At 64.7% G+C, this 11,172-nt stretch carries 8 protein-coding genes and 2 pseudogenes; 7 read left to right on the forward strand and 3 right to left on the reverse strand.

Translation table 11 applies throughout. The features are described from left to right. From ACFOEV_RS04740 to ACFOEV_RS04770, 7 genes and pseudogenes are all read left to right on the forward strand, one after another. A pseudogene (locus ACFOEV_RS04740) lies at window positions 1–411 on the forward strand (urocanate hydratase); the annotation flags it as partial. Between the two features lie 43 nt (window positions 412–454). Beyond that, window positions 455–1,588: a CaiB/BaiF CoA transferase family protein gene (locus ACFOEV_RS04745; protein ID WP_386771992.1), complete on the forward strand. Its 1,134-nt coding sequence runs from the start codon at window positions 455–457 to the stop codon at window positions 1,586–1,588. Beyond that, window positions 1,578–2,711 carry an acyl-CoA dehydrogenase family protein gene (locus ACFOEV_RS04750; RefSeq protein ID WP_386771993.1) on the forward strand — a complete coding sequence of 378 codons (1,134 nt, stop codon included), beginning with the start codon at window positions 1,578–1,580 and terminating at the stop codon, window positions 2,709–2,711. Before ACFOEV_RS04745 ends, ACFOEV_RS04750 begins: the two co-directional genes overlap by 11 nt. Window positions 2,712–2,736: 25 nt before the next feature. Continuing rightward, the gene (locus ACFOEV_RS04755) at window positions 2,737–3,486 is read left to right on the forward strand and encodes an electron transfer flavoprotein subunit beta/FixA family protein (RefSeq protein WP_386771994.1); all 750 of its coding nucleotides are present in this window, start codon (window positions 2,737–2,739) and stop codon (window positions 3,484–3,486) included. A gap of 14 nt (window positions 3,487–3,500) precedes the next feature. Beyond that, on the forward strand, window positions 3,501–4,439 hold the full coding sequence (locus ACFOEV_RS04760) for an electron transfer flavoprotein subunit alpha/FixB family protein (RefSeq protein WP_386771995.1): 939 nt from the start codon (window positions 3,501–3,503) through the stop codon (window positions 4,437–4,439). A 150-nt stretch (window positions 4,440–4,589) separates the two neighbouring features. Next, complete coding sequence (locus tag ACFOEV_RS04765) at window positions 4,590–5,933, forward strand: YjiH family protein (RefSeq protein WP_386771996.1); 1,344 nt, start codon at window positions 4,590–4,592, stop codon at window positions 5,931–5,933. Window positions 5,934–6,034: 101 nt separating this feature from the next. Then, window positions 6,035–7,693, forward strand: coding sequence for an electron transfer flavoprotein-ubiquinone oxidoreductase (locus ACFOEV_RS04770; protein WP_386771997.1), 1,659 nt, complete (start codon window positions 6,035–6,037; stop codon window positions 7,691–7,693). A gap of 67 nt (window positions 7,694–7,760) precedes the next feature. On the opposite strand, the gene ACFOEV_RS04775 is transcribed toward ACFOEV_RS04770, so the two are convergent. The 3 genes and pseudogenes from ACFOEV_RS04775 to ACFOEV_RS04785 form a co-directional block, all read right to left on the reverse strand. Then, on the reverse strand, window positions 7,761–9,107 hold the full coding sequence (locus tag ACFOEV_RS04775; RefSeq protein WP_386771998.1) for a Na+/H+ antiporter family protein: 1,347 nt from the start codon (window positions 9,105–9,107) through the stop codon (window positions 7,761–7,763). Between the two features lie 113 nt (window positions 9,108–9,220). Further along, window positions 9,221–10,753: a histidine ammonia-lyase gene (gene hutH, locus ACFOEV_RS04780; RefSeq protein ID WP_386771999.1), complete on the reverse strand. Its 1,533-nt coding sequence runs from the start codon at window positions 10,751–10,753 to the stop codon at window positions 9,221–9,223. Continuing rightward, a pseudogene (locus ACFOEV_RS04785) lies at window positions 10,753–11,172 on the reverse strand (urocanate hydratase); the annotation flags it as partial. The pseudogene ACFOEV_RS04785 and the gene hutH, both read right to left, overlap by 1 nt.

Genomic DNA, 11,172 nt, shown 5'->3' on the forward strand with positions numbered 1-11,172 from the left:
GGGCAGGCGTTCAACGAGATGGTCAAGAACGGCGAGCTCAAGGCGCCGGTGGTGATCGGCCGCGACCACCTGGATTCCGGCTCGGTGGCCAGCCCCAACCGCGAGACCGAGGGCATGATGGATGGCTCCGACGCCGTCTCCGACTGGCCGCTGCTCAATGCCCTGCTCAACACCGCCGGCGGGGCCACCTGGGTCTCGCTGCATCATGGCGGCGGCGTGGGCATGGGTTACTCCCAGCACGCCGGGGTGGTGATCGTCGCCGACGGCACCGATGACGCTCACGCCCGCCTCGGCCGGGTGCTGCGCAACGACCCGGGCACCGGGGTGATGCGCCACGCCGACGTCGGGTACGAGCTCGCCAAGACCTGTGCCCGAGAGAACGCTCTCGACCTGCCGATGGTCACGTCATGAAACTCCGGGCGGGGCATCGCTCCGCCCGCCACAGGAGAACCCTATGAAGCCTTTGCAGGGTGTTACCGTCCTCGACCTGTCGCGTTTTCTGGCCGGCCCTTATTGCACGGCCATGCTTGCCGATCTCGGCGCCGAGGTGATCAAGGTCGAATCGCTCCAAGGAGATGACAGCCGCCATGTAGGCCCTTTCATCAAGGGGGAAAGCATCTATTTCTCGATGCTCAACCGGGGCAAGCGCAGTGTCTGTCTGAATCTCAAGGACGCCGACGATCTGGCTCGCTTCCATGCGCTCTGCGCGGATGCCGATGTCCTGGTCGAGAACTTCCGTCCCGGCGTGACCCGGCGCTTGGGTATCGATGAAGCCACCCTCCGCGAGCGCCATCCCGGGCTGGTCTATTGCTCTATTTCCGGCTTCGGCCAGACCGGCACCATGACCAGCAAGCCGGCCTACGACATCATCGCCCAGGCAATGTCCGGGATCATGGCCGCCACCGGCCCCGACGGCGGGCCGCCGACCCGGGTCGGCGAGTCGCTGGGGGACGTGGCTGCCGGCATGTTCGCTAGCTGGTCGATCTGTGCCGCCCTGTTTCAGCGCGAGCGAGATCCACACCAGGCCGGCTGCTACCTGGATGTGTCCATGCTGGACTGCCTGTTCGCCATGCAGGTGACCAACCTGTCCCAGTTGATGGCCAATGGCGAGGCACCTCAACCAGTGGGCAACCGGCACCCCTTGTCCGCTCCCTTCGACAGCTTCATGGCCGCCGATGGCCAAGTGGTTATCGCCGTAGCCAACAACAGCCTGTTCGCTCGCCTCGCCGAATGCATGGGGACACCGGAACTGGTCGATGACGAACGCTTCAGCACCGATGAATGGCGCTGCGCCCACCAGGCCGAGCTGAAGGATCTGATCGAGGCCTGGACCGCCGATCTGGAGGTCGCCGAGGTCTGTGCCCGTCTCGATGAGGCAGGGGTGCCGGCGTCGCCGATCTTGGACATCAAGCAGGTCGCCGAATCGGACCATGCCCGGGAGCGGAGCCTGCTGACGCCCACCGCAACCTGGCAGTCGCCGTCCCAGCCCGTCTTCTTCAACGGCCGCAAGGTGGCGACCAACCAACCGGCACCTGCGTTGGGCGCCCACAACGCATTGCTCGATAAGGAGAGCTCCCGTGCATTTTGACTTCACCGAAGACGAACTTGCGTTCCAGGATGCCGCCCGGCGCGTGTCCGCCGATGTGCTCAAGGCCAACGCTGCTCGCTACGACGACACCCGGGACTTCTGCAGCGAGAGTCTGCACGCCCTGGGGGAACTGGGCTTCTGGGGGATGAACCTGCCCTCCGAGTTCGGCGGTGTCGACATCAGCAGTATCGGCATGTCACTGGCGGTGGAAGAAGTCGCCTATCACTGTGCCGCCACCTGTTCTTCGCTGACGGCACATTTTCTGGCCACCGATTCTGTGCTGGTAGGAGGCACCGAGGCGCAGAAGCAGGCGTTACTGCCGCTGTGCGCTGCCGGTGAGAAGCTCGGCGCTTTCGCCCTCACCGAGCCCGGGGCCGGCTCGAATCCTGCCGAGATGCGGACCAAGGCAGTGCGATGCGAGCAGGGGTGGCACCTCACCGGTACCAAGCACTACATCACCAACGGCGCCTTCGCCGACTTTCTGGTCGTCTATGCCAAGACCGATGAGGCGCTTGGTCACCGGGGCATCTCGGCCTTTCTGCTTGACCGAGACACCGCGGGTCTCGCGTTCTCCCATCCCGAGAAGACGCTGGGACTGCGCGGCAGCCATATCTACGAAATCGGCTTTGACTGCTTCGTGCCCGAGAGTGCGCTGCTCGGCGAAGAGGGGGCTGGATTCGCCACTGCCATGGAGGTCCTCGACCGTGGACGCGTGGAGGTCGCGGCCATGAGCGTGGGTATTTCGCGAGCAGCCTATGACAACACCCTGGCCTGGTCCCATGACCGCCTGGTAAGCGGAAAGCCGCTGTGCAGGCATCAGGGAATCCAGTGGATGCTGGCCGAGATGCACACGCAGCTCGAGGCCGCGAAGTTGGTGACCTACAAGGCGGCCTACGCCAGAGATTCCGGCTACCGCTTCAGCCTCGAGTCGGCGGTGGCCAAGCTATTCGCCTCCGAGGCTGCGGCCAAGATCACCGACCAGGCGGTGCAGATCCATGGTGGCTACGGCTACATCAGTGACCTGCCCATCGAGCGTTACTACCGAGATGCCCGGATCACTCGCATCTTCGAGGGTACGTCGGAGATTCAGAAGATCATTATCGGTCGCGCCATCACGGCGTGACGATAGAGCTCAAGGAGTTGTCGAGATGAAAATCCTCGTCGCGGTCAAACGCGTCATCGACTACAACGTCAAGATCCGCGTCAAGGCGGATCACTCCGACGTCGACCTCACCAACGTCAAGATGGCCATGAACCCCTTCTGCGAGATTGCCGTGGAAGAGGCCGTGCGGCTCAAGGAGAAGGGCGTGGCGAGCGAGGTGGTGGCGGTCACTATCGGCCCCAAGGCCGCCCAGGAGCAGCTGCGCACCGCGCTGGCGCTGGGTGCCGATCGTGCCGTGCACGTCGAGACCGATGCCAAGGTCGAGTCGCTGGCCGTGGCCAAGCTGCTGGCCAAGGTGGTCGCGGACGAGCAACCGGGCCTGACGATTCTCGGCAAGCAGGCCATCGACACCGACAACAACCAGACCGGCCAGATGCTCGCCGCGCTCGCCGGCCTGCCCCAGGGCACCTTCGCCTCGGAAGTCGTGGTGGAGAATGACAAGGTCCAGATCACCCGCGAGATCGACGGCGGCCTGCAGACCGTCGCGCTGTCGCTGCCGGCCATCGTCACCACCGACCTGCGCCTCAACGAGCCGCGCTACGCCAAGCTGCCCGACATCATGAAGGCCAAGAAGAAGCCGCTCGACGTCAAATCGCCGGCCGACCTCGGCGTCGAGGTGGCCAGCCGGCTCACCCTGCTCAAGGTCGAATCGCCGGCCGAGCGCAAGGGCGGTATCAAGGTGGGCTCCGTCGACGAGCTCGTGGCCAAACTCAAGAACGAAGCCAAAGTGCTTTGAAGGGAGCCGATTTCATGAGCATCCTGGTTTTAGCCGAACATCATGATGGCGTGCTGGCCGGCGCTACCGCCCACGTGGTTGCCGCTGCACAAGCCATCGTCGGCGACATCGACGTGCTGGTCGCGGGCGAGAACATCGGCGCCGTGGCCGATGCCGCGGCCAAGCTCGACGGCGTGAGCAAGGTCCGCGTAGCCGACAACGCCGTCTACGCCCATCAGCTCGCCGAGCCGCTGAGCGCGCTGATCGCGGAGCTGGCCGACGACTACAGCCATGTGCTGGCGGTGGCCTCCACCACCGGCAAGAACGTGCTGCCGCGGGTCGCCGCGCTGAAGGACGTCAGCCAGCTCTCCGAGATCGTCGCCGTGGAGTCTGCCGACACCTTCAAGCGCCCGATCTACGCCGGCAACGCCATCGCCACGGTCAAGAGCGCCGACAGCCTCAAGGTCATCACCGTGCGCAGCACCGGCTTCGATGCTTGCCTTGATAGAGGGCCGGAAGGTGGCACCGCCGCCATCGAGAGCGTCGATACCGTGGTGGAAAACAGCCAGTCGACCTTCATCAAGCAGGAGCTGGCCGAGAGCGACCGTCCCGAGCTGGCTGAGGCCAAGGTGGTGATCTCCGGTGGGCGCGGCATGGGCAGCGGCGAGAACTTCAAGCTGCTCGAGGGCATCGCCGACAAGCTGGGCGCGGCGATCGGCGCCTCGCGCGCGGCGGTCGATGCCGGCTTCGTGCCCAACGATATACAGGTCGGCCAGACCGGCAAGATCGTCGCCCCGGAGCTCTACATTGCGGTGGGCATCTCGGGAGCGATCCAGCACCTGGCCGGCATGAAGGATTCCAAGGTGATCGTGGCGATCAACAAGGACGAGGAGGCGCCGATCTTCCAGGTGGCGGACTATGGCCTCGTGGGTGATCTGTTCGAGGTATTGCCGGAGCTAGATGAAAAGCTCTAGGTGATGCCTTTGTCCCGGCGAACCAGTAAGCGGCGTCACCGTTGCCAGGCCTAGATCGAAACGGTGACGCCTTTCCCTTAACTCTCATTCACGACCCGGTCGCGCCGAGGTGTCTATCAGCTCGACCCTACCACCCCATGGAGATACACAATGAACAAACTCGATGTGGCTCAACCCGGCACTGCTGGTGCCATGAAGGCACTGGTTGGCAGCCTGATCGGACTCGGCATCTTCTTCGTTCCCCTCCCGGTGAAAGAAGGGGAGAGCAAGATCCCGCTGGTCATGATCATCGACTATGTGAAGGCGTCGATTGGCGGCTCCATCAATTATCTCACGCTTGGCATCATCGGCTTGCTGTGCCTGACCTGGCTGATATCTCGTGTCTCCAGCCATGAAGGTATCCGCGAATATCATCGCAGGGATGGCGTGATAAGTGGCCTGACTTTCTTCCTAGCCGCCTTCTTCGCAGTACTGCTGGTGTTCAACATCGGCCCCGACTGGCTGCTGCACGATGACGTGGGCGGATTGGCCCTCTATCTGGGCGGCAGCGTTTTCCTCACCGTGACCATTGCCGGTTTCTTCGTTCTCTTCCTCACCGAGTTCGGCTTCCTGGAATTCATTGGCACCCTGATGGAGCCGCTGATGCGTCCGCTGTATCGCTTACCCGGCCGTTCCGCGGTGGATGCGGTCGCCTCCTTCGTGGCGGCACCCGCCGTGGGCATCTTCATCACCAACAAGCTGTATACCGGTGGTTACTACACCCAGCGGGAGTCGGCCAGCATTGCGACCAACTTCAGCATCTGCAGCCTGGGCTTCTTCGCCCTGTTGGCCTCCATCGGCGGGATAATGGAGTATCTGCCGCACATGATCGTCGCGTCCTTTCTGATCAACTTCACGCTGGCTGCCATCGTGGTGCGGATTCCGCCGCTGTCCCGCAAGCAGGATGTCTACTACGAGGGCCGTAAGCAGACCGCCGATGATCTTCGTTGCGACGATGAACGTCATATCCTGGCCCGCGCCTGCTCGGCCGCGGCTGCCCGTGCTGCCCAGACACGCCCCGAAGCCCTGTATCATGGATTCTGGGAGGCCATCACCTTCGCCCAGAAAATCGTTGCCTTCATCCTGTCCATCGCTACCCTGGCACTGCTGCTCGCCACTTACACGCCGGTGTTCGATTACCTCGGCGTCGTGGTCGAGCCGCTGATTCACCTGATGCAGCTGCCGGATGCCGAGGCGATTGCTCCTACTGTGCTGGTGTCCATCGCCGAGATCGCACTGCCGGTCATCATCATCTCGGGGGCCGAGGTTAGTCCCATGGCGATCTTTTTCGTCTGCACTCTCTCGACGGTTCAGATCATCTTCTTTACCGAGAGCGCCAACGCCATGCTGGAGTCCAGTATCCCACTGTCGGTTATGGATCTGGTGGCGATCTTCCTGATCCGCACCCTGCTGGCCATCCCCCTGGTGGCCCTGGCGACGCACCTGATCTTCTGACCTGGAACGCGTTATCCATCCACCGGGAAGGGAAGGGGGGAGGGGGGAACTGCCCCTCCTTGCCGATTCATTTCCCCAGAGACGAACGAAGGAGATGAGCCATGGAGCATGACGCCATGGACTTCGATGTGGTCATCGTCGGCGCCGGACCCGCGGGGCTCTCGGCGGCCTGCCGCCTCATGCAGCAGGCCAATGAGGCCGGCCTTGAGTTGACCGTCTGCGTGGTTGAGAAAGGCTCCGAGGTCGGCGCCCATATCCTCTCCGGGGCGGTCTTCGAGCCCCGCGCCCTGCAGGAGCTGTTCCCCGACTGGGAGGAACGCGACGCGCCCCTGACCACCCCGGCGATTCGCGACGAGCTCTACCTGCTCAAGGACGGCGCAAAGGCCCGGAAGCTGCCCAACACGCTTGTGCCAAAGAGCATGCACAACACCGGCGGCGACCTCACGCGCTACGTGATCAGCGCCGGCAACCTGTGCCGCTGGCTGGCCGAAGAGGCCGAAGGCCTCGGCGTGGAGATCTTCCCCGGCTTCGCCGCCCAGGAGGTGATCCATGACAAGGACGGCACCGTCAGGGGCATCATTATCGGCGACATGGGCGTCGGTGCCGATGGTCAGCTCAAGGATGGCCATATGCCGGGCATGGAGCTGCGTGCCAAGTACACCCTGTTCGCCGAGGGCTGCCGCGGGCACTTGGGCAAGCGGCTGATCAGTCGCTTCCAGCTCGACGCGGGCAAGGACCCGCAGCACTATGGCATTGGCCTCAAGGAGCTGTGGGACGTGCCCGCCGACAGGCACGAGCCGGGGCTGGTGCTGCACGGCTCCGGCTGGCCGCTGGATAAGCACACCCACGGCGGCTGGTTCCTCTACCATGCCGAGAACCAGCAGGTCGTCGTCGGCCTGATCATGGACCTCTCCTACCAGAACCCCTGGCTGTCGCCGTTCGACGAGTTCCAGCGCATGAAGCACCATCCGGTGCTCGAGCAGTACCTGGAGGGCGGCAAGCGGGTGGCCTACGGCGCCCGGGCCATCACCAAGGGCGGGCTCAACTGCCTGCCGAAGATGACCTTCCCCGGCGGCCTGCTGATCGGTTGCGACGCCGGCACGCTGAACTTCGCCAAGGTCAAGGGCCTGCACACCGCCATGAAGTCGGGCCTGGTGGCCGCCGAGGCGGTGTTCGAGGCGATCGCCCAGGGCGATGAAGGCGGCCACGAGCTGACCGCCTTCACCGAGAAGTGGGAGTCGAGCTGGGCCTATGCCGAGCTCAAGGAGAGCGCCAGCTTCGGCCCGGCGGTCCACAAGTACGGCACCGTGGGCGGTGGCGCCTACAACTTCCTCGACCAACTGCTCGGCGGCAGGCTGCCCAACGTCCACGACACCACCCCGGACCACGCCGCTCTCAAGCCGACCAGCGAGTTCGAGAAGATCGACTACCCCAGGCCTGACGGCAAGCTCTCCTTCGACAAGCTCTCCTCGGTGTTCCTGTCGAACACCAACCACGAGGAGGACCAGCCCTGCCACCTGAAGCTCGAGGATCCGGAACTGCCGATCCGCGACAACCTGCCGACCTACGCCGAACCGGCAAGCCGCTACTGCCCGGCGGGGGTCTACGAGGTGGTCGAGGGGGACGACGGCAAGCACAGGTTCCAGATCAACTTCCAGAACTGCGTGCACTGCAAGACCTGCGACATCAAGGACCCGGCCCAGAACATCACCTGGGTGGCGCCGGAGGGCGGCGACGGGCCCAACTATCCCAACATGTAGGTCGCTTGGCCATGATGAAAAGACCCCGCTGCGGCGAGGTCTAGATCCTGTTAACCGCCAGCGGCAATCAAAGCATCATGACAGCGAGCCAGCCGAAGACGATCAGCGGGATGTTGTAGTGCAGGAAGGTGGGCACCACGCTGTCCCAGATATGATCGTGCTGGCCGTCGGCATTGAGCCCGGCGGTGGGGCCGAGTGTCGAATCCGATGCCGGCGAGCCGGCATCGCCCAGGGCCGCGGCGGTGCCGACCAGGGCGACGGTGGCCATCGGCGAGAAGCCGAAGTTCAGCGCCAGCGGCACATAGAGGGAAGCGATGATCGGAATGGTCGAGAACGACGAGCCGATGCCCATGGTGATGAACAGGCCCACCAGCAGCATAATCAGGGCGGCCAGCCCCTTGTTGTCACCGATCAGGGCGGTAGAGCTCTCCACCAGCGTTTCCACCTCCCCGCTGGCCTGCATCACGCTGGCGAAGCCCGCCGCCGAGATCATGATGAAGCCGACCAGGGCCATCATGCGCATACCTTCGGTGAAGATGCCGTCCTGCTCGTGCCAGCGGAACACACCGCTCACCGACAGTAGGGCGAAGCCGAAGATGCCGCCGAGTATCATGGAGCCGCTGACGAGCTGGGTGGCCACGGTGCCGCCCAGGGCCACCGCTAGCACGCCAAGCTGCCAGGGTTTGAGATGGCGGGCCGCTTGGGCCTGGCTCTCGTCGCCATGCGCCAGGTCGAGGTCCTGGTAGTTGCGCCGGCGGCGATAACTGAACAGCACCGCGATCAGTAGGCCGAGTGCCATGCCGCCAATCGGTACGATCATGGCCATGGGGACCATTTCGGGGGTGACGTCGAGCCCCAGCGAGGTACCTGCTTCATTGAGGTTGGCGAGCAGGATGTCGTGAAGGAAGATCGAGCCGAAGCCCACCGGCAGCAGCATGTAGGGGGCGGTGATACCGAAGGTGATGACACAGGCCACAGCACGGCGGTCGAGCTCTAGGTGGTTCATCAGCTTCAGCAGTGGCGGCACCAACACCGGGATGAAGGCGATATGCACCGGAATCAGGTTCTGCGAGCTCACCGCGGCGGCGAGCAGGGCCGCCAGCAGGGTATAGGTGACCATGCGGCGGCTCCCGCCCGATTCGTCCAGATGGAAGCGACGGATCGCCCGGTTGGCCATCAGCTCGGTGATGCCGGAGCGGGAAAGGGCGACGGCAAAGGCGCCGAGTACCGCGTAGGACAGCGCCACGGTGGCGCCGTTACCCAGGCCGTCATTGAAGGCGTCGAGAATCGCGTTGAGTGGCATGCCCGCATAGAGACCGCCGACCAGGCTGGCGACGATCAGGGCGAAGACCACGGAAACGCGAGCGAGACTCAGGGTGACCATCACCAGGATGGCCAGCACGACAGCATTCATGATTGTCCTTGATCTTATATTGAGGGGGCGAATGTGAGCGACGATGCGCCGCCGCATGACGGCGCGGTCGAGATAAGGGGACGTCACCCGCACCGGAATGGTGCGGGGCCGGTTCAGTGGCTCGGCAGCAGGGTGTCGGGCACCAGGTCACTGAGGGTGCGATCGAGCAACAGCGCGGTGGCGGCCTCGATGTCCGGCGCGAAGAAGCGATCCTTGTCGTAGTAAGGCACGCTTTCGCGCAGGGTGTGGCGAGCCCGTTCCAGCGACTCGGTGGTCCTGAGACCATCGCGGAAGTCGAGCCCCTGACAGGCGGCCAGCCATTCGATGGCCAGTATCCCGCGTACGTTGGCGGCCATCTCCCACAGGCGCTTGCCGGCGGCAGGGGCCATGGAGACGTGATCTTCCTGGTTGGCCGAGGTCGGCAGGCTGTCGACACTGTGCGGGTGGGACAGGGCCTTGTTCTCGCTGGCCAGCGCCGCCGCGGTGACCTGGGCGATCATGAAGCCGGAATTGACGCCGCCGTGCTCCACCAGGAAAGGCGGTAGCCGCGACATGTTCTTGTCCATCATCAGCGAGATGCGCCGCTCGGTGAGCGAACCGATCTCGGCGATGGCCAGCGCCAGGTTGTCGGCGGCCATGGCCACCGGCTCGGCGTGGAAGTTGCCGCCGGAGATGATGTCGCCTTCCGTCGCGAATACCAGCGGGTTATCGGAGACCGCATTGACCTCTACCGCCAGCACCTCGGCGGCCTGGCGGAGCTGGGTCAGGCAGGCGCCCATTACCTGTGGCTGGCAGCGCAGCGAGTAGGGGTCCTGGACCTTGCCGCAGTCGGCATGGGAGTCGCTGATCTCGCTGCGCTCTCCCAATAGGTGGCGATAGGCCGCGGCGGCGTCGATTTGGCCTTGCTGACCACGTATGGCATGGATGCGCGCATCGAATGGCGCACGCGAGCTGAGCGTGGCTTCCACGGTCAGTGCGCCGCAAACGGTGGCGGCGGCGTACAGGTCCTCGGCCTCGAATAGCCCCTTGAGGGCGTAGGCGGCGGAGACCTGGGTGCCGTTGAGCAGCGCCAGGCCCTCCTTGGGGGCCAACGACAGCGGTTCAAGGCCGGCAATGGCCAGCGCTTCACGGGCCGGCAGCCACTCGCCCTTGTGGCGCGCCTGGCCCTCGCCGATCAGCACCACGCTCATGTGCGCCAGCGGCGCCAGGTCGCCGGAGGCGCCCACCGAGCCCTTGAGCGGGATGCGCGGATAGACCTCGGCATTGATCAGCGCGATCAGCGCATCGAGGACTTCGCGGCGAATGCCCGAGAACCCCCGGGCCAGGCTGTTGACCTTGAGCACCATGATCAATCGCACCAGGGCGTCATCCATGGCCTCGCCGACGCCGGTGGCGTGCGACAGCACCAGCGAACGCTGCAGGTCCTCGAGCCGATCGTGGGCGATGCGGGTCTGGGCCAGCAGGCCGAAGCCGGTATTGATGCCATAGACGGTGCGGTTTTCCGCCACCACCCGGTTGACGCAATCCACGGCCTGCTCGATGGCCTCGTTGGCGCTGTCAGGCAGGCTCACCTGCGCGGGGGTCTCGAAGACCCGGCGTGCCTGCGCCAGGGTCATCTTGCCGGGATCGATCTTCAGCGGTTCCATCACTTGTCTTCCTTCTTCAGCATCGGCAGGTCTAGTCCGCTCTCTTCCGCACAGCGTTTGGCGATAGCGTAGCCGGCATCGGCGTGGCGCATCACCCCGGTGCCCGGGTCGTTGCGCAGCACCCGGCCGAGGCGGGCGTGAGCGTCATCGGTGCCGTCGGCGACGATCACCACGCCGGCGTGCTGGGAATAGCCCATGCCCACGCCGCCGCCATGATGCAGCGAGACCCAGGTGGCCCCGCCGGCGGTGTTGAGCAGGGCATTGAGCAGCGGCCAGTCGGAGACGGCGTCGCTGCCATCCATCATGCCCTCGGTTTCGCGGTTGGGGCTGGCCACCGAGCCGGAATCCAGGTGGTCGCGGCCGATCACCACCGGCGCCTTGAGCTCGCCGTTCTTGACCATCTCGTTGAACGCCTGCCC

Source organism: Litchfieldella rifensis, from assembly GCF_042646605.1.
In the GTDB taxonomy this organism is placed as follows: Bacteria; Pseudomonadota; Gammaproteobacteria; order Pseudomonadales; family Halomonadaceae; genus Litchfieldella; species Litchfieldella rifensis.

What these genes read in the sequence shown, in the direction of transcription:
- ACFOEV_RS04745 (WP_386771992.1), top strand. Translation starts at nt 455, where the DNA reads ATGAAGCCTTTGCAGGGTGTTACCGTCCTCGACCTGTCGCGTTTTCTG.
- ACFOEV_RS04755 (WP_386771994.1), top strand. Translation starts at nt 2,737, where the DNA reads ATGAAAATCCTCGTCGCGGTCAAACGCGTCATCGACTACAACGTCAAG.
- ACFOEV_RS04760 (WP_386771995.1), top strand. Translation starts at nt 3,501, where the DNA reads ATGAGCATCCTGGTTTTAGCCGAACATCATGATGGCGTGCTGGCCGGC.
- ACFOEV_RS04765 (WP_386771996.1), top strand. Translation starts at nt 4,590, where the DNA reads ATGAACAAACTCGATGTGGCTCAACCCGGCACTGCTGGTGCCATGAAG.
- ACFOEV_RS04770 (WP_386771997.1), top strand. Translation starts at nt 6,035, where the DNA reads ATGGAGCATGACGCCATGGACTTCGATGTGGTCATCGTCGGCGCCGGA.
- ACFOEV_RS04775 (WP_386771998.1), bottom strand. Translation starts at nt 9,107, where the DNA reads ATGAATGCTGTCGTGCTGGCCATCCTGGTGATGGTCACCCTGAGTCTC.
- hutH (WP_386771999.1), bottom strand. Translation starts at nt 10,753, where the DNA reads ATGGAACCGCTGAAGATCGATCCCGGCAAGATGACCCTGGCGCAGGCA.